We start from the raw sequence: 24,772 nt of genomic DNA, 5'->3' as shown, positions 1-24,772 counted from the left end.
TTGATCGTTCTTTGCGTGGCCGCCTAGGCGCCCATGCCCATGGACAGGGGGAGCGGGACCGCGGCCGCGGGCTGTGGCGCGACCGGTCGGCCAGGCAGCGCGGGTGCGTGGCCCTGCTGGCCGGCACGGCTGGGGTGGCGGCTCTGGGCGCGCTGCTGGTCGTCGTGCCGGGCATGGTGGTCGAGCACGACCTCGCCGGGGCGAGCGTCGCCGCGCAGGACCGGCTGAAGGCGGTGAACGACGTCCGTACGACACTCCTCCAGGCCGTGGGCGGGATGGTCCTGCTGTTCGGCGCGTATGCCACTTGGCGGCAACTGCGCGTCAGCCAGGACAGTTTGCGCGCCACCCAGGAGGGCCGCGTCACCGATCGGTTCAGCACGGCCGTCGACCAGCTCGGCAGAGACACGTATCGGCGGCCTCCACGCGCTGTGGCGCATCGCCGAGCACTCCGCCCGCGACCGCGAGGCCGTCATCTCCATACAGGCCGCCTACCTGCGTACGCATCTGCCCTGGCCGCCCGCCGGACCGGAAGCTCCGGCTGCCGACGTGCCCATCAACGACGTCGTGCCGCTGGAGGTCCGTTCCGCCGACGCCCAGGTGGCGCTGACCGGCCTCGGCGTGCTGCTGCTGCGACCCCGGGAGCAGTCCTGGGCCAACCTCAGCGTCACGGACCTGCGCCGCGCCGACTGCGACGGGCTGTGGCTGCCCGAGGTGAACCTCGACCGGTCCTGCATGGAAGGCGCGGGCCTCTACCACGCCAACCTGACGCAGGCCTCCATCGTCTCGGTCAACCTGCGTCACGCCGACCTCAAGACGGCGGTGCTGCGCCGGGCCCGCTGCGTGCTGGCCGACCTGCGGGGCGCCCGGCTGGTCCAGACCGACCTGCGCGACGCGGACTTCACCGAGGCCGACCTGCGCGAGGCGAACCTGCGCAAGGCCGACGCGGGTGGCGCCGTCCTCTGCCGGGCCGACCTGCGCCTGGCCGACCTGCGCGGCACCGACCTCGGCACGGCCGACCTGCGCCAGACACGTATGACCGGCGCGCCGGCCAGCGAACACACGCGCTGGCCGGTCGGATTCGACCACGCGGCCGCCGGCGTCGTCGTCACCGAGGACCCCGGCCCCGAACCGTCACCGCTGCTCCAGCCGCCAGGGATAACGACGCAACACCCATCCTTGCGGTCCATGCCGTGACTCGATGTCCCCGTGCCCCCGTGGACTCGTTGAGTAGCCTGCCGAAATGACATCTTCCAACGCCGCAGACGACGCCCGGGTCGGCGGGGCGCAGGTGCGCGAGAGTGTCGCGCACTGCGTCACGACCCTCTCAGATGTTCCTTCGGCCCACTGGTCCGCCCTTTCCGGCGGCCTGGAGTGGACCCGCTGGGAGACCCTGGAACACCTCGCGGACGACTTGCTCACGTATGCGCTGCGCTTCGGGCTCGCGCATCCGATGGCGATCCCGCGCGTGCCCCTGCGCATCTCCAGCGACCGCCCCGGCGGGCCGGGCAACGTGATCTTCGGGGACCGGTCGGCGGGGCCCGAGGGGCTGCTGAGCGTGGTTCAGGCGTGCGGCGGGCTACTCGCCACCGCCGTGGACAACGCCGACCCCACGACACTGGCCCCACATGTCTTCGGTGCGTCGGATCCTGAGGGGTTCGCGGCCATGGGTGTGGTCGAGACCCTCGTCCACACGTATGACATCGTCGAAGGCCTCCCGTACGACGGTGTGCCACCGGAGGACTTGAGCCGACGGGCCCTCGCGCGGCTGTTCCCCGACGTGGCCGTCACGGACAGCGCTTCGTCCACCCTGCTCTGGGCGACCGGACGCATCGAGCTGCCCGGACGGCCCCGCCGTACGAACTGGCGCTGGTACGGGGAGCCGTCCAAGCCCCGGTGATCTCCCTCCTCCGGAGCGGGCATGCCGGCGTGCTCAACCGGCCGAGGGCCTCAGGCGAACGGGCAGGGTCTGGTGGCCGTTGCTGATCAGGGAGGCAAGCGGCGTCAACTCCTCAACGGGCACGGCGAGTTCCAGCCCCGGGAACCGGTCGAAGAGCATCCGCAGGGCGGTGGCGACCTCAAGGCGGGCGAGCGGCGCCCCGAGGCAGAAGTGGATGCCGTGGCCGAAGGCGAGGTGGTCCTTCGGTACGCGGGTGAGGTCGAAGGTGTCCGCGGTCTCGCCATGCCAGTCGGGGTGCCGGTTGGCGGCGGCATAGGAGGCGAGGATCGCTTCGCCCTTGGCGATGACCTGCCCGCCGGGCAGGCTGATGTCGCTGAGGGCGAAGCGCAGGGGCAGGTGCTTGACGGCCGGCTCGTGGCGCAACGTCTCCTCGACGGCGTCGCCCCAGGTGGCCCGGCCGGCCCGGATGTGGTCGAGCTGGCCGGGGTGGGCGAGCAGGTGGGCGACGGCCTGGTCGATGACGTTGACGGTCGTCTCGTATCCGGCACTGATCATGAGCAGCAGGGTGTCGCGCAGCTCGGGGTCGGACAGGCGGCCTCCGTCGCCCTCCTCGTCGCGCGCGGTGATGAGCAGGGACGTCATGTCGTCGCCGGGCTCCGCGCGCTTGGCGGCGATGAGCTGGTCGAGCGCCTCGTAGAGCCGACCGGTGTTCGCGGTGGACTGCTCGGCGGTCAGCGTGGTGTCGAAGACGCCGTCGACGAGAGCGCGGAAGGCGTTCCGTCGGCCGACGGGGACGCCCATGAGGTGGCCGATGACCGAGATCGGCAGCGGGTAGGCGAGGTGCTCGCGCAGATCGACGGGCTCACCCGACGGGAGGGCGTCGAGGTCGTCGAGGAGGTCGGCGACGATCGCCTCGACGACGTGTTCCAGGGCGGCGATGCGGCGGGCGCTGAAGGCGGGCGCGACGAGGCGGCGCAGTCGGCGGTGGTCGGCCCCGTAGGCGGTGAACATGTTCTCGACCGCGACCCACAGGGCGAGCGGCCAGCTCTGGACGACCTCTTCGAAGTCCGGCCAGTGGGCGCGGGCGTCCTTGGAGACGCTCTCGCTGGTCAGCAGCTTCTTGAGGAGCGCGGGGTCGGTGACGGACCAGGCGGTCACACCGAGGATGTCCACGCGTACGGCGGGCCCGTGAGCGCGCAGCCGTCGGTGTTCGCCGTGCCGATCGGTGCCGGTGGGGTCGAGGATGACGGGAGCGGTGGGTGGGGTCGTCACGGTGAGAGGTCCCTTCAGGCGGACACGGCGGACACGGCGGAGGCGGTGGGAGGGGTGAGGCGGCTGTGCGGGGGCTCGCGTTCCGGGGCGGGCGGGTACGGCTGCTTGCGGTGTGGGAGACATCGCGCGGGCTGAGGAGGAGCCGACCGGGAGTCGGTCGGGGTCAGACTCTTCGGACGGTCCGACGTGTGCGGTACGGGGCCGCTCCGCGTGCCGCACGGCCGCGCGCCAGGGGTGCGTCGCCGCCGCCCGGTTGAGGCTGCCCCGTCACGTCGCCGGTGCCGTCGTCACCCTGCCCGGCCCGGAGCGTCGGCACCCGTACGGCAACGGGACGGGCGGCAACGGGGTGGACGGCAATCGACCGGCGGTGGCCATGATGAGCGCTCCTCGTCTGCGGTCGTCGCGTCCGACACCGGGCTTCTGCCGGCCCCTTCGGGGCGTTGCCGCACGGTGAACTCTCCCGTGACGCGGCCGCTTCGCGCGACGGCGCGATCCGGCCAATCTGTCGGGCCTCACGTCGTCGGCGGCGCCCGGGCGGAACGCGATCCGCGTCCCCCGCCCCACATCGGAACGCAGTGTCCCGGGCCTGGTGGGGGCCCACGTCATTCGATCGTGGGGATTGAAAGGTCGTTCCCCTGCGGCTCGGGCTGTCGGCCGGAACAGTCTGCACCGCACGCTGTGATTGATCTTGGAGGCGCCATGTCCGTGTTCCGTCGTCGACTCTCCGTCCTTTCTGCTCTGTCCGCCCTTGCCCTGGCGTCGGGGGCCATCGGCTCCGCTTCCTCCGCGTCGGCGGCCGTCGAGCCCCCGGTCGTGGTCAACGCCGGCTACCCGAGTCAGCCGGGCCAGGTCTCACGGGCCACCTGCCCCGAGGGCACGCAGCTCGTGGGCGGCGGTTACCGAGTCTTTCCGGTGCGGAACGGTCTCGGTGAGGTGGTCGACTTCATCGCGGCCAACGCGCCCTCGACCACGGTCCCGAACGCCTGGGAGGTCCGCGGACTGTTCGGCCGTGCCGGGGCCTTCGCCATGTGCTCGACGTCCTCGACGGAGGCGCCGACCGTGGTGGCTTCGTCATGGACCGGGAAGGACGCGACGGCCAAGGCCACTTGCCCGGAGGGGACGCGGCTGACCGGGGGCGGCTACGACTCCCGTCCGGCCGTCAACGGAATGAACAACAACATGGACGAGATCGTCATCAACGCCCCCGCCGGTCAGACCCCCAACACATGGATGGCACGTATGGACAAGGGCGAGGCACGCGCCATCGCCATGTGCGCCAAGTAGCAGCTCGGGTCCCGGTGCCAGCGGTGGGCCCGTGCCAGCGGTGGGTCCCGGGATTGGAGTAGACCAATGATGTGAATCGTCGGGGAGGGCTCCCGAGGCGGCGCCCTCCCGCACGGCCTCCAGCCTGCGGTGATGCCATTCAGCCCGGGGCCTGCGGTCAGGGCGAAGGGCGCGGAAGACCCTTGGCGGGGGTCAGCCGGTCATGGTATAGACATATGAAACAACCGCATTCCGCATTCCCTCTCGGTCCGACCCGGCCGACAGGCGGCGTACCGCCGGAAGGTCTGTCCTGGTGCCTGCCCTCGATCACCCTCACCTCGTCGTGAGAGCGCGACGCGCCCTGAGCGCGTCCCGGCTGCTGCACCCGGGCGCGGCGCTGCGACTGCGGCGCGCGGGCATCGCGAGGGTGCACGTCACCGGCCGCCTGGCCCGCGTGGCCCTGCGCGGCGAGATCACCGGCCGCGAGGCCGACGAGCTCGCCGCTGAGCTGCGCCGCCTCGTGCGCAACGGCTCCCGCCACCTCATCGTGGACCTGTCCGAGGTCACGTACCTTGCACGGGAGAGCGCGGGCGTCTTCTTCGGCACGCTGAGGGCCCTCAAGGAAGTGGAGGGCTCCATGGCGCTCCGAGGAGCCTGTCCGCGATCCGCTGCCACGCTGCACTGCCTGGGCCTTGGCAGGCTCACCGAGGTGTGCGGCACCGCGCGGTAGCGCGGTCACACGTATCCCGCGCGGCGTCGCCGTAGGTGTGGGCGCGCGGGGTTACTTCCGTCCGCAGCCGGGGCGAGTTCGCCGGCCCGCCGCCAGGACGGCCCCCACGGCCAGGGCCGCCGCACCCGCACGCCGCACCGCGGTACGCCTGCGCCCGTGCCATCCGCCGACCACCGCCGCCGGTTCGGGCAGCGGCCGCAGTACGTTGCCTGAGGTCGGTTCGGCGGGCTGCTTCCGGGAGAGGTGGGAGCGGTCCATCTGGTGCGCCAGCAGCCGCTCCACGAGGCGGGGCGCCAGTTTCGCCTGGATGCCGAGCAACCGGCTCGCCGGACCGACGTAGGCCTCCCGCCGGGGCCTACGGGCCAGCCGGAGCACCGTCCGTGCCGCTCGCTCGGCCGTGTACACGGGCGCCATGGGCAGCACCTTGCGGCCCGAGTAGTTGGCGGCGTTCCCAAAGAACGGCGTGTCCATGGTCGCGGGCAGCACGGTGCACACGTGGATGCCGGGCCGGCCCGCCAGCCGCAGTTCCTGGCGGAGGCTGCCGCTCAGCGCGCGAACCGCCGCCTTCGAGATGACGTAGGGGATGTTGTACGGCACGACGGCCGCCCCGACCACCGAGGACACGTTGATCAGGATGCCGCTGCCCTGTTCGCGCATCACGCCGAGCGCGGCGCGCGCACCGTGCGCGTAGCCCATGACGTCGACGTCGAGCACCCGCCGGAAGACCTCCGGCGGGATCTCGTCGAGCGATCCGAAGGCGGCCACCGACGCGTTGTTCAGCCATACGTCGATCCGTCCGAACGCCGTGACCGCCCGGCGGGCGAGATGGTCGACGGCCCGGGCGTCCGTCACGTCCGTGGGCACCACGAGCGCCCGCGCGCCACGGTGCTTCCGGCACACCGCGGCGACCTCCTCGAGCTCGGCGGCCCGCCGCGCGGCGAGCACCACCGACCACCCCCGGGACGCGAACCGCTGTGCGCAGGCCCGCCCGACGCCGCTCGACGCCCCGGTGATCACCACGACCTTGCCCTGTTCCGCCACGAGCCCGGCTCCTTCCGTGCCGCAGTGCCGCGTCACCGGCGCCGCCACTCACCCGAGCGGCGCACACCTACACGTGAGGCCGTCGCCGGCCCCGTCGGCAGTCGATCGTGGTTTCGTACGCGGCGCATCCGGGAGCGGCAACCGGACGAAGCCGGCGGCCGCCGGGCCGGGCCGCCACCGTTCGGACTGCGTACGCTCGACTCCGTGCCCCGCCATCCGAAGAAGCCCCGCCGTCTGGTCGCCGACGGGCGCGAGTACCTGTGGACGCTCCGTCACAGCCACCGCGCGGCGGACGGCGGGCGGTCCGCGGCCTGCCGCCAGACCCTCACCCTGCACCCGCAGCCGGCCGGTACAGGCGGCCCCCTGCGCATCGTCTTCGACGGGGGTCCGGGGCGGTACGTCCCCGGCGGGTTCCCGCTGGGCTCCGGGGACGTGGGATACGTACACGGCGGCTCTCTGAACCTGCACGAACCGGGCGCCGTCCGGGCCCTGCTCGACGCGGCGTCGGCCCGCGGGTGGCAGCCGGGGGAGCGGCGAGCGGTGGAGGTCGACGGCTGGCCCCTGCTGGAGGCGGCGGTCGCCGCCCGAGCCGGGGAGGACGGCTCTCCGGACGCATAGGGTGTGATCTTCGGGCCGGTCCGCCGCGTCGGCCCGTGCTTGACCGTGCTTGACCGTGCTTGTCGAAAGGCAGTTCCATGACGCCCTCCGTCGCTCCCACCGTCGGTCGCGTGGTCCCGCGCCCTCGAACGGTGCCGGTCAGCGTGCCTGCCGGGTGGAGTGCGACAGCTCGCCCTCCAGCCAGGCGAGCACCTCCGGGGTCACCGGGTCGGTGATGTCGTCGAACTCGTCGCAGATCTCGGTGTGGTGGAAGACCCGGCGGTAGAGGGTGTGGCAGCGGACTTCATGAGGGGCGGCCCGGTGGCCGGAGGCGAGGGCGGAGCCGAGGACCTCGCGGGACGGGACGATCAGCTCGCCGCCATCGACGCGGCCCTTGCCGGTATCACCGCCGTCGGAACGTCCGTCCTCCTGCGGGGCGACCCCGGCATGGGGAAGACCGCGCTCCTGAAGGTCGCCGAGACCAAGGCACGCAATGCCGGACTGCGTGTCCTGCGGATGACCGGCGCCGAAGCGGAGGCAGGGCTGCCGTTCGCCGCCCTGCACCAGGTGCTCTGGCCCCTGCTCGACGACACCCAGGCCCTCACGGCCGAACAACGCGACGCCCTGGAGAACGCCTTGGGCGTACGCGAGGGCATGCCGCCCGAAGGGTTCACCGTGGCGGGGGCCGCGCTCACCCTGCTCGCCCACGCCGCCGCCCGGCGCCCCGTCGTCGTACTCCTGGACGACCTCCAGTGGGCCGATCCGTCCAGCGTCGCCGTGTTCGGGTACCTGCGGCGGCACTTGGCGCCGCTGCCCGTCGTCCTCGTCGGCGCCACCCGGCACGCGGGGCACCCGAGCGGTGACGCCCACACCCCGGAGGGGAACGGGGACGCCGAGAGCCTGCCGGGCCGCGTCATCGACCTGGAGCCACTGGACGAGCGGCAGGCGAAACGGCTGCTGCGCACGCTCCACCCGTGGCTGCCCGACACCGCGCACCCGCGCGTGCTGCGCGCGGCCGGCGGCAACCCGCTCGCCCTGCGTGAACTGCCCGCGCAGATACGGAGAACGGCCCCCGACCACCCCGCGCTCCTCGCGGCCCCCGCCACGGCCGACGGCACCGAACCCTTCGACGAACTCCCGCTCGGCACCCGCCTCGGCAGCCTGTACGAGGACGGCCTGCGCGCCCTGCCGGACAGCACCCGCCACATGCTGCTGGTCGCGGCCGTCGGCGGCTCCTTCGCCCAGCGTGTCAGCGCCCTGCGGGACATGGCGCGGGACGGTGCGACGACGCCCTGGACGGAGATCCACCGGCGGATCGACGCGTCCGGGCTCGCGCGCGTCGACCTGATGCGGGACCTCGTGCTCTTCCGCCACCCGCTGGTGCGGGCCTGCCTGGTGCACATCGCCTCACCCGCGGAACGCCGCGCGGCGCACCGCCTGCTCGCCCAGGCCCTGCCCGCCGCGAGCCCGCAGCGGATCACGCACCTGGCGGCCGCCACCGTCGGTACCGACGCCCGCCTCGCGGAACTCCTCCACGCGCAGGCCGACGGCATGGCCGCGCAGGGCGGCGACGCCGAGGCCGCCGGCATGATGGCGCGCGCGGCGGGTCTCACCCCCGACCCGGCGACCAGGGCGGCGCGCCTGGTCACCGCCTCGGGCATGGCCGCCCGCGGTGGCCGGCTGCGCCTGGCGGTGGAACTCCTCGCCGGAGCCGAGGCCGAGGCCCGCCCGGAGAAGCCCGAACCCGCGGCCCCCTACGCCTTCGCGCTCGCCTACACCCGGCTCCAGCTCGACGGCGACCCCACCCCCGCGCTCGAACTGCTGCCCGGCGCCCTGGAACTGCCGGCGTCACCGGAGGGCAGGGAGCACCGCGCCGGACTGCTCGAACCGATGCTCTTCATGCTCATCGTCGTGGCCGTGCACACCGGGGAGGAGCGGGCGTGGGCAGCCGTCGACCGGCATGCCGGGGACGCCACGGAACCGGCGGCCCTGTGCCGGCGCGCCTGGGCCGGACCGTCTCCCGACCAAGGCACTGCCGGGGCCCGTGCGGGAGCCGCACCGGCGGTCGACCCCGACGACGTGCCGCAGCGGCTGCGCGAAGCCGTCGCGGCACTGCCGGCCGATCGCGAGACGCCCGCCGCCTGGCTGCTGCTGTGGGCGGCCGCCGCGATCGACGCCGTCGGTGAACACGCCGCGCTGGCCAGCCCTTTCGTACGGCATCACGCGTTCGCCACCCAGGCCTTCATCGAGAGCCTCCGCGCCCACGACGACTTCCTGCACGGCCGCTGGGACGCCTCCCTGGCCACCGCCCGCGACGGCGCGAAGACGTCCGCCGCCCACGGCTACGCGTTCAACGAGATGCTCTTCCTGCAGAACGCCGGGCAGGTCCTCGCCGCCCGCGGCGACGGCGAGGCGCTCGCCGCGCTGGAGCCCGTCCTCGGGCAGGCCGCGCGGGAGCGGAACATGCTCCGTGTCGCCGAGCGGCTGCACGGCCTCCGAGCGCTGTGTGCCCTCGGGCACGGCCGGGCCGAGGACGCGTGGGACCACGCGCGCTCCCTCACCGCGCCCGGCGTGATCCCGCCGCGCAGCGCGTGGTTCCACCTCTCCCTCGTCGACTGGATCCAGGCCGCCGTCGACAGCGGGCACCGGCCGGACGCCCTGCGTCACATGCGGGCGGTCAGAGCCGCGGGCACCGCCCGCGCATCGGCACACCACGCCTTCCTCGTGGCCGTCGCCGAAGCCCTCGCAGGCGAGGACGGCGCGGACCAGCCGTTCGAGGCGGTGTACGCCTTTCCCGGCGCGGAGCGGTGGCCCTTCCCCCTCGCCCGGGCCCGCCTGGCCCACGGCGCGCGGCTGCGGCGCCGGGGCGTGTACGGACCCGCGGCCGCCCGCTGCCGCGCCGCACTCGACACGTTCACCCGCCTCGGCACTGCGCCCTGGGCCGCACAGGCGGCCCACGAACTCGACACCATGCGGGCCGAGTCCGAGCCGCCGGACGGGACACCCCCGAACCACCCGCTGCTCTCCGCGCAGGAGTCGCGCATCGCCGAACTCGCCGCCCAAGGGCTGACCAACCGCCAGATCGGCGAGCGGCTCGGCCTGTCACCCCGCACGATCGGCGCGCACCTCTACAAGGTGTTCCCGAAGCTGGGCATCACGACCCGCGCCGGCATCGCCCGCGCCCTGGAGGAGACCCGGGCCGGCGGGGCCCAGGGCGGGCCCCGGGGCGCGTCTCAGCCGTCCGGCAGCGCCCTGGCCAGCGCGGCCCGCGAGGAGATCCCCAGCTTGGGGAAGATCCGGTAGAGGTGCGCGCCCACCGTGCGCGGGGAGACGTGCAGCGCGGCGCCGACCTCCTTGTTGGTCAGCCCGCTGGCCACGAGACGGGCGACGCGCAGTTCCTGCGGGGTGAGCGCCGCAGCGCCCGCAGCCTCCGGCGGCAGGGCCAACGGTCCCTCGGCCGCCCGCAGTCCGGCCTCGCACTGCTCCACCCACGGGGAGGCGTCCAGCGCGCGGAAGGTGCGGCGGGCGGCCCGTAGCGCCTCCGTCGCCTCGACGCCCCGCCCCCGGCCACGCAGCCAGGAGCCGTGCGCAACGCGCAGTCGCGCCAGGTCGAACACCCACTGGCAGGACCCCGGCACGGCGTAGGCCGCCGCATAGGCCGCGTCGGCCTCACCGTCGTGGGCCGCCACCGCCGTCGCCGCGGCCAGCAGGAAGGCGTGGTGCGCGGAGACGCCGTCCATCCGCGCCGCCCTGCCCGCGGCCACATGCGCCCGCGCCGCCGCCCGGCGGCCGGTGCGCACGGCCGCCACGACGAGGTCGAAGAAGGGCAGGTGGAACCAGGACAGGCCGCGCGGCAGCTCACCCGGCGCCATCAGGCCGCACAGCCGCACGTACGCCTCCTCGTACCGGCCGTGGGCGCTGAGGGCGAGCGCTTCCAGACGGTCCAGGTGGTCCGTCACGAACCGCATCCGGGCCTTGGCCGCGACGGGCTCGATCCGCTCCCGCACCTCGCGCAGCCCGCCCAGGTCACCGCGGCCCGCCAGGAAGTGGGCGAAGTAGTGGCGGAACAGCAGGGCGTTGCAGTGATAGCCCGCCTCCTCCGCCAGGTCGGCCGCCGCCGGGCAGTCCTCGGCGGCCTCCCAGTCGCCCCGCAGGAAGGCCTGGTGGCACCGCGCCTTGGCGACGGAACCCTGCGTGGCGTACGCGTGTTCCCCGCCGAAGAGCCGCCACAGCCCGGCGTCCGCCGCGTCCACGGCAGCCGCCGTCCACAGCACCAGCCAGGCGGCGCCCGCCTCCCGGCCGGCCGTCATGCGCGCCGTCAGCGCGCGCAGCTCCGCCTCGGCCCCGTGTGCCGTACGCGGTGGATCCGCCCAGGCGCGGTGACACAGCCGGGCGGCGGGGGAGACGTGCGCCGTGTACCGCTCCAGGGCCTGCCAGCCGCGGGCGTCGCCCGTGTACGACGCGGCCAGCAGCAGCTTGAAGAACATCTGCTCGACGAGGTCACCGTGGTCAGGGGCGCCGGGAGCGGTCAGCGCGGCCAGGGCGTCGGGCAGCAGCTCGATGGACGACGCGAAGTCGACGTGGTGGCTCTGGTCGACGTACACGACCGCGTAGGCGAACAGCGGCGCGATGTCGTCGGGCACCTGCCCCTGCCGCAGCTCCCGCACCAGCTTCGCCGCGTACGCGAGGCGTCCGCCCCGGGCCGACATCACGGCCGCCCAGGTCAGCCGCCGCGCGCGAGCGTCGGGACCGGAGCCGAGGGCCGCCGCCTTTTCGAGCAGCAAGGCGCCCTCCGCGTCACCACCGCGCAGCGCGATGCGGGCCCCCGCCTCCTGAAGGCGCGCGGCGAGGGGCTCGTCGGGTCCCTCGGCGGCGGACGCCTCGTGCAGCAGGCGGCGCGGGTCGTCCGCACGCAGCCGCCCCGCCAACGTCCGGTGCGCGTCCCGCCGTTCGGCCCGCTCGGAGTAGGCGATCACCGCGCTGCGCACCAGCGGATGGCGGAAGACCAGCCGTCCCGTGCCGTCCAGCCGGGCGAGGCCACTCGCCTCGATCCGGTCCAGGAGCTGTTCCGTATGCCTCTGTCCGGGCTCGCGGATGGTGCCACTGCCGGCGGCGTCGGCACCGTCGAGGGCCGTGAGGAGCAACAGCCTTCGCGCGTCCGCGGGGAGCGCGCACAGCCGCCGCGCGAAGAGCGTCTCCAGCCGCCGGCCCAGCGGCAGCCGCTCGGGCAGTGGCAGCACGCCCCGGCGATGCCCGTACGCCAGCTGCCCCGGCAGCTCGGCCAGGGCCAGGGGGTTGCCCGCTGCCTCGGCCATCACCCGCTCCGTGGTCGAGGCCGCGAGGCCCGGGTGCCAGTGCCGCAGCAGGGCGCGGGAGTCCGCCTCGGAGAGCACTCCGACGTCGACCGCCGTCGCGGGCCAGCCCTCCGGGGCCGAGCCGTCGGCCCGGCTCGCGCACACCATGACCACCCGCAGATCGGCGATCCGCTGGTGCAGGAAGACGAAGACGGCGACGCTGGAGGAGTCCACCCAGTGCAGGTCGTCCACGAGGATCAGCACCGGCCCGCGGCGCGCCGCCTCGGCGAGGAGGGCCAATACCGCCGCGCCGACCATGAAGCCGCTCGGGGGGAGGCCCTCCCGCAGGCCGAGGACCCGTTCGAGCGCGGCCAGTTGGGGGCGGGGCAACGCGCGTGCGTTCTCCCACAGGGGCCGCAGCACCTGGTGCAGCGCCCCGAAGGCGATGCCGACCTCCGGCTCATGTCCCGCGGCCCGCAGGACGGTGAAGCCGTCACTGTCGGCGCGCACGGCCGTCCAGTCCAGCAACGCGCTCTTCCCGATGCCGGGATCGCCCCGCAGCACGGTCGCCGAGCCGCCCGTGCCGGTACGGGCGCTCTCCAGGGCCCGCTCCAGCAGCGCGCGTTCGCGCCGCCGGCCCACGAGCGGCGTTCCGTCGCCCGCGTCCGTCATGGCCACCCCCTGTCGACAGACCGCCCTCTGCGCGGCACCCGTCACACGGTGCCACCGTCGCCTTGCCTGTGCGCGCACGGCTTGTGCCTATCCCCGCAGAAAGTGCCGACACCCCTCCCCACCAGGGACGGAAGGGCTCCAGGCTGGACGTCCGCGGGCTCGACGCCGGTACGTACCGGTGACCGCACGCATGCCAGACCACGTACGCCAAGACGAAGTACGACGAAGTACGCCGAGAACAAAGGGGCCTGATGAACCCGACGCCCGCACCCGCCGGTACCACGGAGCGACACACCGCCGCGGAGACCTGTGCCCCCGATGGGCGGGGCGACCCGGACGGCTCCGGCCGCCCCACCCGACCGACGCATGACCACACGCTCGGTTTCCTCCGGGTGAGCACGTTCCGGGGAACGGATCCGTCCGTCGTCCACGTCGCCGCCGAGCACGCCAGCGGCCCGCAGCTGCTGCTGGGCCTCCACAACCAGGGCGAGGCGACGCTCGTCCGCCGGGGGAGTCGTGGCGTGGTCTGCCGCGCCGGGGAGATCTTCGCCCACGCCGGAGCCGAGCCCGTCGCCCTGCGCGAGTCGGCGGAGTACGAGCTGCACCTGATCCGGATCTCGCGCCGCGCCCTCACCCTGACCGACGACCAGGTACGCGAACTGAGCGACCGGGCGCCGTTCGCCGACGGTCCGGTGGCCTCCCTGCTCGGCACGCTGCTGCGGCAGCTGGTCGAGACCCTGCCCGGGCGCGCGCCACGGACGGCGCTCCGGCTGGCGGGCGCCGTCGCGGAGCTGGTCGCCCTGCTGGGCGTCGAGGACGCGGACCCCGGGCCGCAGGGTCGCCACGCACTGGTGCGCCGGCTGCGCGCGTACGTCGACGCGCACCTCTGGGACCGGGACCTGACGCCCGCGGCCGTCGCCGAGGCCCAGCACATCTCGATCCGCTATCTCCACAAGCTCTTCGAGGGCCACGGCAGCACGGTCGGCCGGTGGATCCAACACCGCCGCCTGGAGGAAGCGCGGCGGGAGCTGGCCCGGCCGGGGCGCGCCGACATCACGGTCTCCGCGGTCGCCAGACGCTGGGGCTTCGCCAGCGCCACGCACTTCAGCCGCAGCTTCCGCGCGGCGTACGGGATGTCGCCCAGCGACTGGCGCGACGGCAGGACCAAGGCGTCGGTGGGGTCCGGTCACGGCACGGGGTGACGGGGGTGGGGTCGGCAGGCAGCGGTGACCCGGTCGTGTTCGTGGCGGACGGCTTCGCGCAGCTGCTCGCCGGTCGGCGGGTCGACGTCCCGGGCCCGGGCCGCGCCGGTGAACGTCACCTCGGCGACCACGCCACGGGCGTGCCCCGCGCGGACAGCGTGCCGGACGCGCTCCGCCGGAGTGGCACCCGGACGGCGCGTCACCTCGGCGCAGCCCAGCAGAGCACAGCCCAAGGGTCACTGAGGCGGCGCTAGCCCCGATTCAGGACCTCATCGTCCCCGTGCGTGCCGAACTCGGCGACGCGCACCTCCGCGATCTGCTCGTACCGGCTGATCCGGTCGGTCCACTCCGCGTCGACGCCGAACGCCGCCTGCGCGAAGCCCACCCGCCTGACGGCCTCGGCCAGGCCAGGATCGCCAGGGGCCAGCAGCCGCACCGGCGCGTCGAGCGCCACGGTGTGCGGCGGCACGAAGTACTCGTCCGGCAGAACGGTGCGCGCATGGACGAGCGCGCCGACAGCGACAACCGAGCCCGCCCCCAGCCGTGCGCACTGCAGAACCGTCGCCGTGGTCGCCACGTAGGCGCACCGGCCGACCCCGCACCCCAGCAGCGTCGCATGCGGCCCCACGAAGACGTGGTCGCCGACGAGCACCGGCTGGTCGCCGGCGACCGCAGACCCGCGCAGCACCGCGTTCTCGCAGATCACCGCCGCCTCCCCGACCTCGATCCGGGACCCCTCGGCATCGAGCACCGCGCCGTACATCACCCGCGCCCTCGGCCCCACGCGGACATCACCGACGAGCGTGGCCGTCGGGGCGACGTAGGCGGTGGGATGGACCTGCGGTTCATGCCCGCGATGCCGGATGCGGACTCCCCGCGTTTCAGCGATCATGAGCGGATTCTCGCCCGACCGACCGCGAGCGTGCTGGCGGTTTTCAGACATCGCGTTCGTCGAGACCGAGGCCTGTGCCATCCGGTACACCACCCGCGGCCCCCGCCGAACCCGCACCGGCACCCGCCCCCGCCCCCGACATGAGGACCAACCGACGCCACTGCTGGGGCGGATGGCCGTGGACGGCCTTGAAGGCGCGGCTGAAGTGTGCCGCGCTGCGGAAGCCCCAGCGGGCCGCCACCACGCCGAGGGACGGGCTGACCCGTCCGCGCCGCGACAGCTCACGCGCGCACTGCTCGACCCGGCGGCGCTGGATCAGGCGGCTCACCGTGATGCCCTCGCCCTCGAAGACGCGGTGCAGGTAGCGCACGGAGATGAAGTGCGCCGCGGCGATGCGCTCGGCCGAGAGCTCGGGGTCACCGAGGTGCCGCTCGATGTACTGGCGGATCGTCAGGACCAACTGGCGGGGCCCGCTCCGCGCGGGGGACTCGGCCTCTTCGGAGAGTTCGCCGATCAGATCGGCCACCGCGTCGGTGACGACACCGCCGAGCCGCTCCGCGACGCCCGCGGGGAGCCGGGCGGCGGCCTCGTCCAAGTACCCGAGCAGCGGCGTCAGGAGGGCGTCGACGGCGGCCGGCGGGATCAGGAGGCGGCCGGTGGCACGCCTGAGGTCCGCCATCGGCACGTGCAGCGCGTGGACGGGCAGCCGGAAGAGGAGGATCCGGCACCAGCCCTCCTGCTCCACGGAGAACGCCCGGCCGAGGTCGATCAGCGCGAGGTCCCCGCTCTCCACGCAGGCGCGCCGGCCGTCCTGCGCGACCCGCACGGCACCGGCCCGTGGAACCAGCAGGGCGATCGACTCCGGGGTGTCCTGGGCGGCCGGGCCCGGGCCGCGCGTGAGGCCGAGCGGCCCGGCGGCGCAGGTGATCATGTCCACGTATCCGAAGTGGTGCAGCGTCACGGCGCCGCTCACCGGGGCCGCCTCGGCCGCGTACTCCTCGACGGGCGTCAGCCACAGCGACAGCACGGCCGTCACGTCGGTGGACGCGCCGGTGCCCGGTGAGTTCGCCGTCCCGGATCGAGTGCTCACGTGGGTTCCCTTCAGCCGTCCCGGGTTCTGTGCTCGGTGCGAGGCGGGGGGAAGGACGGTTCGCCCCTTTCCCGAGTGTTTCGGGGGAACGGGGAGAGGCGTTAGGTCATATGACTGCACTTCGCCGGGCACGGGGCGTGAGGGTCGCGCCGCGCGGTGCGCACGGCTCGGCAACTGTGCACGCAGCGGCACGGCCATGTACGGTCCTGCCGCTCGATCGCGGCCTTCGACCGCCTAGGGTGGGTGCCGCGTGCCGGCAGAGCCGCGTTCGGCACCGAGCGCCCGCTTGCCCGGCCGTGAGTGCGCGGTGGCGCCTTCGAGCGGCCCCGTGTCCCGTCCTCGCGCAGGAGATCCCGTGGAAGAAGACGCCCCGGTCGTACGGGAGACGCCTGCCCTTGAGCGCCGCACGCGGGCCTTTCTGCGGGAGCACGCCTGGCCCGGCCCTCCGCGCACCGATACCACTGACAGCACCGATGACGTTGACGACACCGCCGCCTCCCGGGCCCGCATGGCCGCCCTCTGGGACGGCGAGGGCTGCGACGACCCGGACGTCGAGGAGGAGTGGCTGGCCCTGCCCGGAAGCGACGGCCGGCGCATCCGGGTACGCATCCTGCGCCCGGCGGGCAGCGACGACACCCTGCCGGTGGTGCTGTATCTGCACGGGCTCGGCTGGATGCTGACCGACGCGTACGCGCACCGGCGATTGGTGGCGGACCTCGTGCTGGGAGCGGACGCCGCCGTGGTCGTCCCGGAGTACGACGGTCCGCAGGACGCGCGGCACCCGGGCGCCGTGAACAGGGCGCACACCGTCGCCCAGTGGATCGCCCGGCACGGCGTGGACTGGCGGCTGGACGGGGCTCGGATGGCGGTGGTCGGCGCCAGCGCGGGTGCCCAGCACGCGGCCTCCCTCACGCTCATGGCGCGCGAGCGCGGCGGCCCGCGCCTGTGCCACCAGGTGCTGGTCTGCCCGGTGACCGACGCCGCCATGGACACGCCCTCCTACCGCGAGTTCGCCGAGGGCTACTTCCTGAGCCGCGCCACCATGCGGGGCTACTGGCAGCAGTACGCGCCGGACCCGGCGAGCCGGAACCAGGCCACGGTCTCGCCGCTGCGCGCCCCCGCCCACAGCCTCCGGGACCTCCCGCCGGCCCTGGTCCTCACGGCCGAGGCCGACGTGGTGCGCGACGAGGGCGAGGCGTACGCGGCCCGGCTGAGGGAGGTGGACGTCCCCGTCGTGTCGGTCCGCTACCACGGGACGATCCACGGGTTCCTGCTGTTCGACCTGCTCCGCTGCACGGACGCGTCCAGGGCGGCACGCATCCAGGTGACGGACACCTTGTACGCCGCCCTGCACACCGCCTGAGCGCGCCCGTCGCCTGAGGTTGTCCCCCGGTCACTCCTGCCACGCGCGCCGCCACTCGCTCGGGGTCAGGCCGTACTCCGCCCGGAAGCGGCGGCTGAAGTGACTCGGGCTGCTGAAACCGCAGCGGGTGGCGACGGCGGCGATGGTGAGCCGCGCCGCACCTCGAACCCGGAATTGCGTGTGGCGAAGAGGTCGAGGCCGCCCACCCGCCACGCTTCCATGCGCGCGTGGATGCCTGTGGCGGGCTCCTCGTGGACGACGTCGTTGGGCACCGAGGAATCGGTCAGCGCGTGGAGGAACGCCTCCGGACGCTCGCGCGGCCGCACCGCGTTCAGGTCGAGCAGCAGCTCAGAACCCCCCCCATATCACTGGCCCCGGAAGCATTCTGCCTCATCCGTGGCGGTGGCCGTCCCGCTCAACCGCCCGCCGACGAAGCGGGGTCGGGGCTTCCTGTCGGCTCTCTCCGCCGCGAAAGACTTCCGCGTATCGCTGTCGGAGGTCCGTATCCGGACCACCCGGCGAACTATGTATTCCGTGATTTCTGTTCAATGAATACGGCGTCGCGCGAGAGGCGTTGCTCTAGGGTGGCGTTACCGGGTACTGACCAAGGGCTTCCCGTCCTCGGACAGTCCACCGGAAAGAGGTTGGGGGCCGGCGTGATGGCCGACCCCCGGGTGACGGATCCGCCGGGCTAGACCGTACTGATCCACTGGGTCAGATCCAGGGCCAACTGGATCAGGGCGACCCGGAGCGACCAGAGTGTCCAGTCCGGCGGTTCATCGTTTCCGGGCACGTGCTCTCGTTTCCTCGGTGGCTGACCGAAGGGGTCCCCCCGGCCGCGGCGCGGAGGGCGACGAGAGCGGTGATGCGAGGAGCGACGTCGTCAAAGGGAACTCTAGGCTGCCGACACCCAACTCACGTGCACTCACGCGAAATTGGCCCACGTCAAGCCATGGTCATATGCCACTGCCCTGAAGAATGGCCCCGCGCGGGGGCGGGCGGAAGCCGTAGCCGCAGTTCATCACCGCCCGGTCCGGCTCCCGGAGTGGCCACGCTCCATGCACTTTGGCATGAGACCGCTGCCACGAGGCGGCCCTTGGAGGGGGCGCAGCCTCGGGGTCTCACTCCGGGTCCGGCAGGGCCAGGTGCAGGGCCTCCAGCGCGCCGTCGAAGGCGTGGTCGGGCGGGGTGCCGTACCCGATGACGAGGCCGTCACGGGGCGGCATGCCGCTGTCGGGGTGGCGGTAGGCGGCGAGGCCTTCGAGAGCGAGGCCCTGGCGGGACGCCGCGCGCACCGCGGCCGGTTCGGTGCCCGGCGGCAGGTCCAGGACGGCGTGCAGCCCGGCGGCGATACCGCCGATCCCGATGTGCGGCGCCCGCGCCCCGAGCGTGGCGACGAGCCGGTCGCGCCGACGCCGGTAGTTCAGCCGCATGCGGCGCAGATGCCGGTCGTAGGCGCCGCAGGAGATGAAGTCGGCGAGGGTGAGCTGCTCCAGGGACCCCGTCCACAGTTCGCGGGCGCCCTTGACCGCGAGGATGTCGTCCACGAGGTGGTCGGGCACCGCCATCCAGCCGATGCGCAGCGCAGGCGACAGGCTCTTGCTGGTCGACCCGATGTAGACGACGCGGTCGGGGTCGAGCCCCTGCACGGCGCCGACCGGCTGCCGGTCGTAGCGGAACTCGCCGTCGTAGTCGTCCTCGATCACCAGCCCGCCACCCGCCCGCGCCCAGTCGATCACCGCCGCCCTGCGCCCGGGGTGCAGCGGCCCCCCGGTGGGGAACTGGTGGGCGGGCGTGAGCAGCACGGCTTCCGCGCCCGTCGCGGGCAGTTCGTCGATCACGGCTCCCCGCGCGTCCACGGACAGCGGGACCGTGCGCCGCCCGGCCGCGGTCAGGAGCGAGCGATGGAAGGCCAGGCCGTACGACTCGACCGCCACCGCACCGTCGAGCACCTGGCCGAGCATGCGCAGCGCATGGGCGAATCCGGCGCAGACGACGATCCGGTGCGGTGCGGTGCGTACGCCCCGGGCCCTGGCCAGATACTCCGTGAGCGCGGTACGCAGTTCGATGCGGCCCCGCGGATCGCCCACGCCGAACGCGTCGTTGGGCGCCGCGTTCAGCGCGCGCCGCGACGAGGTCTGCCAGGCCGTCCGGGGGAACGTGGCGGCGTCCGGTGAGGTCGGCATCATGTCGTACGCGGGGCGGCGGACCGGCGGCGCCGAGCGGCGCGAGCGGTCCGGCGGCAGCGGTGTGCTGCGCCGCGCGACGCGGGTGCCCGAGCCCTGCCGGGCCACGAGCCAGCCCTCGGCGACGAGTTCGCCGTACGCCTCGCCGACGGTGTTGAGGGCGATGCCGAGATCCCGGGCCAGACTCCGGTACGGAGGCAGGCGGGTGCCGGGGGCCAGGCGTCCGGAGCCGATGGCCTCGCGCAGGGCCCGCATCAGCCGTTCGCGCAGGGTGCCCTCTCCGGTCAGCTCCAGGTGGAAATCCGAGCCGGACCCGTGTTCCGGTTGGTGTTCGCCGGCTGAATTGCCCCGTTGATTTGACATGAGAATGCACCATACCGGGGGGCTAATCCACTCCTAGGGTTCTCCGTATGACAGCAGTTGAGATTCCCCAGCGCATGAACTTCGCCACCGTCGCCCCCAAGGTCTTCAAGGCCGTCCTCGCCCTGGACGCGGCCGCCCGCCAGGGCCTCGACCCGGTGCTGCTCGAACTCGTACAGATCCGCGCGTCCCAGATCAACCGGTGCGTGTACTGCATCGACTACCACACGAGTGACGCGCGCAGGGCGGGGGAGAGCGAGAGCCGCATCTACCAGCTCGACGGCTGGCAGGAGTCCAGCCTCTACACGGCCGAGGAGCGGGCCGCGCTCGCCCTGACCGAGGCGGTCACCCGGCTGCCCGGCGGAGTCCCGGACGCCGTGTACGACGAGGCCGCCCGGCACTTCGAGGAGCGGGAGCTGGCCCAGCTCATCGCCCTCATCTTCACGGTCAACGCCTGGAACCGGATGAACGTCACCACCCGCAAGACCCCCGGAACCGAGTGATCCCCCCTAGCCGCGGTCGCCGATCACCGACATCAACCGCTCGTGCGTCCCCGCGTCCACGGCGGCCACGAGTCCCCGGCTCCCCGGCCCGATCGGAGCGCCGTCGAGGCCGGTGACCACACACCCGGCGGCGAGGCACACGGCGAGCCCCGCGGCGAAGTGGACGCTCCCCGCCAGGTCCGTGCCGTCGGTGACGTACGCGGCCCGCTTGCCGGCCGCCACCCAGGCCAGCGCCAGCGTCGTCGACACGACCCGGGGGCGGAAGTCCGCGACGAACCGCGGGTGGGCGAGCAGGTCCACCGCGCGGAAACCGGGCGCGCTCGGGAACGGCGGATCCAGATTGACGTCCACCAGCCGCGTGGCGGACGACGGCGACAGCCGCGCCTCACCGCCCTCACGCCGCACCCACGCGCTTTCGCCGTCCGTGCAGTAGACCTCGCCGCCGAACGGGTCCGCCACCGCCGCCGCCCCGTCACCCAGCGCCACGTTGACCGCCACCAGCATGCTGCCGACGGCGTAGTTGAGGGTGCCGCACAGCGGGTCCACCAGCCACTGGCGCACCGCGCCGCTCGCGCCCTGCCGCCCGCTCTCCTCGCCGAGCAGCGCGTCGTCCGGCCGCGCGGCAGCGATGACGCCGAGGATCGCCTTCTCCGCCGCCACGTCCGCGGCGGTGGCGAAGTCCCCGGCGCTCTTGTCGATCCGGTCGAGCCGTCGCCCGTACAGGTCGCGCACGACGTCCCCGCCCGCGAGGGCCGCGGCTATGGCCACTTCGGTGTCGTCGAGGCCCGCGTATGAGTTGATCACGGAGCGAAGGCCAGCGGCGCCCAGCCCGACCCGCCGCGCTTTCCGGGCAGAGCGGTCGGCCCGCCGAAGGGTGAGACGCGGGTCACAGCCGGCCGTGTCACATCCCCTGTCGTCCGTTCCGTCAAAGGGGTGTAGCCATCGACAACGGCAGAGGAGCACACCATGGACGCACGCTTGAACTTCTTCGCCAGCCCGCTCGCGGGCAAGGCCCTGAAGCACCTCACCTCGGCGAACAAGGAGCTCATGGCCTCGACGCTGCCCGCCGCGACGCAGGAGCTGGTGAAGATCCGCGCCAGCCAGATCAACGGCTGCGGCTTCTGCCTCGACATGCACACCAAGGAGGCGGCCGCCGCGGGGGAGAGCTCGCTGCGCCTCAACATGATCGCGGCCTGGCGGGAGGCCAAGGTCTTCACCGACGCCGAGCGCGCCGCGCTCGAGTTGGCGGAGCAGGGCACCCGCATCGCCGACGCGGCCGGTGGCGTCTCGGACGAGGCCTGGGCGAACGCCGCCAAGCACTACGACGAGGAGCAGCTGACCGCGCTGGTCTCCCTGATCGCCCTCATCAACGCCTTCAACCGGCTGAATGTCATGGTCCAGCAGCCCGCCGGCGACTACCAGGTCGGCCAGTTCGGATAAGCCGGACCCGCACGGCAAAGCCCCAGGTCCCAGGCGTACTTGCCGGGCCTGGGGCTTCTGTGCGTACGGACGGGAACGGACGGATCAGGAATGGAGAAGCGTGGCCCACGCGCCGCCGCTAGCGTGATCGCCATGGACAACGACGACGCGCCCGCCCCCGGCGGCACGGCCCTCGCGCCGCTCAAGGAGCCGGAGCCGGTGCTTCGGCGGACGGCGTGCCCCACCTCGTCCCGCTCTCCTTCGACTGGGACGACGAAGCGCTGTGGCCGGCCACGCCGGCGGACGGCCCGGCCGGCGGGAACCTCGACGCCACCCGAGCCGTTCGGCTGTCACTGGGCCACACCCGGGAGGTGGTCATGATCGAGGGCGAGGCCGAGGTGCCGGAGATCGACGCGCTGCCGGCCTGGCGCGAGGCCGTCGAGCCGGTCGGCCGCGACCTGGTGCGCGGCGGCCGTTGGGCAGCCTGACGCAGGCCCCATCGAGCCGGATGACGCCGACGGAGGCCGCGCAGGCGGCCCTGCCCCACCAATGGAGAACATGATGACGAGCAAGGCCACCACGACGACGCACGCGCAGTCGCCCGCGCCGCATGCCGCCGACAGCCACGATCTGATCCGGGTGCACGGCGCGCGGGAGAACAACCTCAAGGACATCAGCATCGAGATCCCGAAGCGCCGCCTCACGGTGTTCACCGGTGTCTCCGGCTCGGGCAAGAGTTCGCTGGTGTTCAACACGATCGCCGCGGAGTCGCAGCGGATGATCAATGAGACCTACAGCGCCTTCGTGCAGGGCTTCATGCCGACGCCCGCGCGGCCCGACGTCGACGTGCTCGACGGGCTGACCACCGTGATCACCGTCGACCAGCAGCGCATGGGAGCCGACCCCCGCTCCACGGTCGGCACCGCCACCGACGCCAACGCCATGCTGCGCATCCTCTTCAGCCGCCTGGGCAAGCCGTACATCGGCTCGTCGGCGGCGTTCTCCTTCAACGTCGCCTCGGTCCAGGCGTCCGGCGCGTTCAAGGTCGACCGGGGGGCCGACAAGACCAGGACCGTCAAGCGGACCTTCACCCGCACCGGCGGCATGTGCACGAGATGCGAGGGCCGGGGCACGGTCTCCGACATCGACCTCACCCAGCTCTACGACGACACCAAGTCCCTCGCCGAGGGCGCCTTCACCATCCCCGGCTGGAAGTCGGACAGTTTCTGGACCGTGCGGGTCTACGCCGAGTCGGGCCTGCTCGACCCCGACAAGCCGATCCGCAAGTACACCAAGCGCGAGATGCAGGACTTCCTCTACCGGGAGCCGACGAAGGTGAAGGTGGAGGGCGTCAACCTCACGTACGAGGGGCTGATCCCCAAGATCCAGAAGTCCTTCCTGGCCAAGGACAAGGAGGCGATGCAGCCGCACATCAGGGCCTTCGTGGAGCGGGCGGTCACCTTCACGACCTGCCCCGAGTGCGACGGCACCCGGCTCAGCGAGGCGGCCCGCTCCTCGAAGATCAAGAAGATCTCCATCGCCGACGCCTGCGCGATGGAGATCAGGGACCTGGCCGAGTGGGTACGCGGCCTCGACGACCCCTCGGTGGCGCCGCTGCTGACCGCCCTGCAACAGACGCTTGACTCGTTCGTGGAGATCGGCCTCGGCTACCTCGCCCTCGACCGGCCGGCGGGCACCCTGTCCGGCGGTGAGGCCCAGCGCGTCAAGATGATCCGCCACCTCGGCTCCTCCCTCACCGACGTCACCTACGTCTTCGACGAGCCCACCGTCGGCCTGCACCCCCACGACATCCAGCGCATGAACAACCTGCTGCTGCGCCTGCGGGACAAGGGCAACACGGTCCTCGTCGTGGAGCACAAGCCGGAGACGATCGCGATCGCCGACCACGTCGTGGACCTCGGCCCCGGCGCCGGCACGGCGGGCGGCACCGTCTGCTTCGAGGGCACCGTCGAGGGCCTGCGGACCGGCGGCACCATCACCGGCCGCCACTTCGACGACCGGGCCGCCCTCAAGGAGACGGTGCGCGAGCCCACCGGCGCGCTGGAGATCCGCGGCGCGTCGGCGAACAACCTCCGTGACGTCGACGTCGACATCCCGCTCGGTGTGCTGACCGTGATCACCGGCGTCGCGGGCTCCGGCAAGAGTTCGCTCGTGCACGGCTCGCTGGTGAAGGGCCCCGTGGCCGCCGACGAGGGGGTGGTGGCCATCGACCAGAGCCCGATCCGCGGCTCCCGGCGCAGCAACCCGGCGACGTACACCGGACTGCTCGACCCGATCCGCAAGGCGTTCGCGAAGGCCAACGGCGTCAAGCCGGCCCTGTTCAGCGCCAATTCGGAGGGTGCCTGCCCCAACTGCAACGGCGCCGGGGTGATCTACACCGACCTGGCGATGATGGCGGGCATCGCGACCCCCTGCGAGGAGTGCGAGGGCAAGCGGTTCGAGGCGTCGGTCCTGGAGTACCGCCTCGGCGGGCGCGACATCAGCGAGGTGCTCGCGATGTCGGTGGCCGAGGCGGCGGAGTTCTTCGGCGCGGGCGAGGCGCGCACCCCGGCCGCGCACAAGATCCTGGAGCGGCTCGCCGACGTCGGCCTCGGCTACCTCACGCTCGGCCAGCCGCTCACCACCCTGTCCGGCGGCGAGCGGCAGCGGCTCAAGCTGGCGACCCACATGGCGGAGAAGGGGGGCGTGTACGTCCTCGACGAGCCGACCACCGGCCTGCACCTCGCCGATGTCGAGCAGCTGCTGGGCCTCCTCGACCGGCTTGTCGAATCCGGCAAGTCGGTCATCGTGGTGGAACACCACCAGGCGGTCATGGCGCACGCCGACTGGATCATCGACCTCGGCCCCGGCGCCGGTCACGACGGCGGCCGGATCGTCTTCGAGGGCACCCCCGCCGAGCTCGTGGCCACCCGGCCGACCCTCACCGGCGAGCACCTCGCGAAGTACGTCGGCGCCTGAGGGGCCCCGCTC

General features: G+C 73.3%; 21 protein-coding genes and 1 pseudogene. 12 read left to right on the top strand and 10 right to left on the bottom strand.

The features are described 5' to 3' along the window. Nucleotides 1–23: 23 nt before the first annotated feature. A complete protein-coding gene (locus tag KKZ08_RS04010; RefSeq protein WP_223773118.1) occupies nt 24–437 on the bottom strand; it encodes a hypothetical protein in 414 nt (137 codons plus the stop codon). Between the two features lie 109 nt (nt 438–546). Between KKZ08_RS04010 and KKZ08_RS04005 the strand changes: the two genes are divergently transcribed. Continuing rightward, the gene (locus KKZ08_RS04005) at nt 547–1,194 is read left to right on the top strand and encodes a pentapeptide repeat-containing protein (RefSeq protein WP_223773117.1); all 648 of its coding nucleotides are present in this window, start codon (nt 547–549) and stop codon (nt 1,192–1,194) included. A gap of 46 nt (nt 1,195–1,240) precedes the next feature. Next, the gene (locus KKZ08_RS04000; protein ID WP_223773116.1) at nt 1,241–1,897 is read left to right on the top strand and encodes a maleylpyruvate isomerase N-terminal domain-containing protein; all 657 of its coding nucleotides are present in this window, start codon (nt 1,241–1,243) and stop codon (nt 1,895–1,897) included. Nucleotides 1,898–1,930: 33 nt separating this feature from the next. Here the strand turns inward: KKZ08_RS04000 and KKZ08_RS03995 are convergent, their stop codons facing one another. After that, the gene (locus KKZ08_RS03995; protein ID WP_223773115.1) at nt 1,931–3,169 is read right to left on the bottom strand and encodes a cytochrome P450; all 1,239 of its coding nucleotides are present in this window, start codon (nt 3,167–3,169) and stop codon (nt 1,931–1,933) included. A gap of 699 nt (nt 3,170–3,868) precedes the next feature. Between KKZ08_RS03995 and KKZ08_RS03990 the strand changes: the two genes are divergently transcribed. Then, nucleotides 3,869–4,453: a hypothetical protein gene (locus KKZ08_RS03990; protein ID WP_223773114.1), complete on the top strand. Its 585-nt coding sequence runs from the start codon at nt 3,869–3,871 to the stop codon at nt 4,451–4,453. A gap of 322 nt (nt 4,454–4,775) precedes the next feature. Continuing rightward, nucleotides 4,776–5,162, top strand: coding sequence for an STAS domain-containing protein (locus KKZ08_RS03985; protein WP_223773113.1), 387 nt, complete (start codon nt 4,776–4,778; stop codon nt 5,160–5,162). A 51-nt stretch (nt 5,163–5,213) separates the two neighbouring features. On the opposite strand, the gene KKZ08_RS03980 is transcribed toward KKZ08_RS03985, so the two are convergent. Continuing rightward, nucleotides 5,214–6,203 (bottom strand): SDR family oxidoreductase, encoded by a 990-nt coding sequence (locus KKZ08_RS03980; protein WP_223773112.1) that lies wholly within the window; start codon nt 6,201–6,203, stop codon nt 5,214–5,216. Between the two features lie 204 nt (nt 6,204–6,407). Between KKZ08_RS03980 and KKZ08_RS03975 the strand changes: the two genes are divergently transcribed. Together KKZ08_RS03975 and KKZ08_RS03970 are read left to right on the top strand one after the other, a co-directional pair. Continuing rightward, entirely contained in the window at nt 6,408–6,821 is a 414-nt protein-coding gene (locus KKZ08_RS03975; RefSeq protein ID WP_223773111.1) for a hypothetical protein, read from the top strand. A gap of 285 nt (nt 6,822–7,106) precedes the next feature. Further along, the gene (locus KKZ08_RS03970) at nt 7,107–10,103 is read left to right on the top strand and encodes a LuxR family transcriptional regulator (protein WP_223778895.1); all 2,997 of its coding nucleotides are present in this window, start codon (nt 7,107–7,109) and stop codon (nt 10,101–10,103) included. On the opposite strand, the gene KKZ08_RS03965 is transcribed toward KKZ08_RS03970, so the two are convergent. Next, nucleotides 10,034–12,766, bottom strand: coding sequence for a LuxR family transcriptional regulator (locus KKZ08_RS03965; RefSeq protein ID WP_223773110.1), 2,733 nt, complete (start codon nt 12,764–12,766; stop codon nt 10,034–10,036). The two genes, KKZ08_RS03970 and KKZ08_RS03965, sit on opposite strands and share 70 nt — an antisense overlap. Nucleotides 12,767–13,017: 251 nt before the next feature. Between KKZ08_RS03965 and KKZ08_RS03960 the strand changes: the two genes are divergently transcribed. After that, nucleotides 13,018–13,968: an AraC family transcriptional regulator gene (locus KKZ08_RS03960; RefSeq protein WP_263303331.1), complete on the top strand. Its 951-nt coding sequence runs from the start codon at nt 13,018–13,020 to the stop codon at nt 13,966–13,968. Here KKZ08_RS03960 and KKZ08_RS03955 read toward each other — a convergent pair. Genes KKZ08_RS03955 through KKZ08_RS03945 form a run of 3 tightly spaced genes read right to left on the bottom strand, consistent with a single transcriptional unit; the run spans nt 13,953 to nt 15,950 of the window. Further along, entirely contained in the window at nt 13,953–14,171 is a 219-nt protein-coding gene (locus KKZ08_RS03955) for a hypothetical protein (protein WP_223773108.1), read from the bottom strand. The genes KKZ08_RS03960 and KKZ08_RS03955 overlap by 16 nt on opposite strands. A gap of 47 nt (nt 14,172–14,218) precedes the next feature. After that, on the bottom strand, nt 14,219–14,860 hold the full coding sequence (locus tag KKZ08_RS03950; protein ID WP_223773107.1) for an acyltransferase: 642 nt from the start codon (nt 14,858–14,860) through the stop codon (nt 14,219–14,221). A 43-nt stretch (nt 14,861–14,903) separates the two neighbouring features. Further along, nucleotides 14,904–15,950, bottom strand: a complete 1,047-nt coding sequence (locus KKZ08_RS03945; protein ID WP_223773106.1) for a helix-turn-helix domain-containing protein — start codon at nt 15,948–15,950, stop codon at nt 14,904–14,906. A gap of 355 nt (nt 15,951–16,305) precedes the next feature. Between KKZ08_RS03945 and KKZ08_RS03940 the strand changes: the two genes are divergently transcribed. Next, on the top strand, nt 16,306–17,313 hold the full coding sequence (locus KKZ08_RS03940) for an alpha/beta hydrolase (protein ID WP_223773105.1): 1,008 nt from the start codon (nt 16,306–16,308) through the stop codon (nt 17,311–17,313). Nucleotides 17,314–17,343: 30 nt separating this feature from the next. Here the strand turns inward: KKZ08_RS03940 and KKZ08_RS03935 are convergent, their stop codons facing one another. Then, complete coding sequence (locus tag KKZ08_RS03935) at nt 17,344–17,526, bottom strand: helix-turn-helix transcriptional regulator (RefSeq protein WP_223773104.1); 183 nt, start codon at nt 17,524–17,526, stop codon at nt 17,344–17,346. Between the two features lie 908 nt (nt 17,527–18,434). Further along, on the bottom strand, nt 18,435–19,862 hold the full coding sequence (locus tag KKZ08_RS03930) for a PLP-dependent aminotransferase family protein (protein WP_223773103.1): 1,428 nt from the start codon (nt 19,860–19,862) through the stop codon (nt 18,435–18,437). Nucleotides 19,863–19,909: 47 nt separating this feature from the next. Here KKZ08_RS03930 and KKZ08_RS03925 point away from each other — a divergent pair, with 47 nt between their 5' ends. Beyond that, nucleotides 19,910–20,362 (top strand): carboxymuconolactone decarboxylase family protein, encoded by a 453-nt coding sequence (locus tag KKZ08_RS03925; protein WP_223773102.1) that lies wholly within the window; start codon nt 19,910–19,912, stop codon nt 20,360–20,362. 6 nt (nt 20,363–20,368) lie between these two features. On the opposite strand, the gene KKZ08_RS03920 is transcribed toward KKZ08_RS03925, so the two are convergent. Beyond that, nucleotides 20,369–21,166 (bottom strand): inositol monophosphatase family protein, encoded by a 798-nt coding sequence (locus KKZ08_RS03920; RefSeq protein WP_223773101.1) that lies wholly within the window; start codon nt 21,164–21,166, stop codon nt 20,369–20,371. A gap of 162 nt (nt 21,167–21,328) precedes the next feature. Between KKZ08_RS03920 and KKZ08_RS03915 the strand changes: the two genes are divergently transcribed. The 3 genes and pseudogenes from KKZ08_RS03915 (at nt 21,329) to KKZ08_RS03905 (ending at nt 24,760) form a co-directional block, all read left to right on the top strand. Beyond that, complete coding sequence (locus KKZ08_RS03915) at nt 21,329–21,802, top strand: carboxymuconolactone decarboxylase family protein (RefSeq protein ID WP_223773100.1); 474 nt, start codon at nt 21,329–21,331, stop codon at nt 21,800–21,802. A gap of 212 nt (nt 21,803–22,014) precedes the next feature. Then, nucleotides 22,015–22,269 (top strand): annotated as a pseudogene (locus tag KKZ08_RS03910) (pyridoxamine 5'-phosphate oxidase family protein); the annotation flags it as partial. Nucleotides 22,270–22,342: 73 nt separating this feature from the next. After that, nucleotides 22,343–24,760: an excinuclease ABC subunit UvrA gene (locus tag KKZ08_RS03905; RefSeq protein WP_223778894.1), complete on the top strand. Its 2,418-nt coding sequence runs from the start codon at nt 22,343–22,345 to the stop codon at nt 24,758–24,760. The last annotated feature ends 12 nt before the right edge of the window (nt 24,761–24,772 follow it).

Origin of the sequence: Streptomyces sp. 135 (assembly GCF_020026305.1) — a bacterium.
Lineage (GTDB): Bacteria > Actinomycetota > Actinomycetes > Streptomycetales > Streptomycetaceae > Streptomyces.
The sequence above is the reverse complement of the archived record's forward strand: the minus strand, read 5'-3'. Positions and strand labels throughout refer to the sequence as shown.

Excerpts from the sequence above, each read along its gene's own strand:
- KKZ08_RS04010 (WP_223773118.1), bottom strand. The coding sequence starts at position 437 with ATGCGCCACAGCGCGTGGAGGCCGCCGATACGTGTCTCTGCCGAGCTG.
- KKZ08_RS04000 (WP_223773116.1), top strand. The coding sequence starts at position 1,241 with ATGACATCTTCCAACGCCGCAGACGACGCCCGGGTCGGCGGGGCGCAG.
- KKZ08_RS03990 (WP_223773114.1), top strand. The coding sequence starts at position 3,869 with ATGTCCGTGTTCCGTCGTCGACTCTCCGTCCTTTCTGCTCTGTCCGCC.
- KKZ08_RS03970 (WP_223778895.1), top strand. The coding sequence starts at position 7,107 with ATGAGGGGCGGCCCGGTGGCCGGAGGCGAGGGCGGAGCCGAGGACCTC.
- KKZ08_RS03965 (WP_223773110.1), bottom strand. The coding sequence starts at position 12,766 with ATGACGGACGCGGGCGACGGAACGCCGCTCGTGGGCCGGCGGCGCGAA.
- KKZ08_RS03960 (WP_263303331.1), top strand. The coding sequence starts at position 13,018 with ATGAACCCGACGCCCGCACCCGCCGGTACCACGGAGCGACACACCGCC.
- KKZ08_RS03950 (WP_223773107.1), bottom strand. The coding sequence starts at position 14,860 with ATGATCGCTGAAACGCGGGGAGTCCGCATCCGGCATCGCGGGCATGAA.
- KKZ08_RS03930 (WP_223773103.1), bottom strand. The coding sequence starts at position 19,862 with ATGTCAAATCAACGGGGCAATTCAGCCGGCGAACACCAACCGGAACAC.
- KKZ08_RS03925 (WP_223773102.1), top strand. The coding sequence starts at position 19,910 with ATGACAGCAGTTGAGATTCCCCAGCGCATGAACTTCGCCACCGTCGCC.
- KKZ08_RS03915 (WP_223773100.1), top strand. The coding sequence starts at position 21,329 with ATGGACGCACGCTTGAACTTCTTCGCCAGCCCGCTCGCGGGCAAGGCC.
- KKZ08_RS03905 (WP_223778894.1), top strand. The coding sequence starts at position 22,343 with ATGACGAGCAAGGCCACCACGACGACGCACGCGCAGTCGCCCGCGCCG.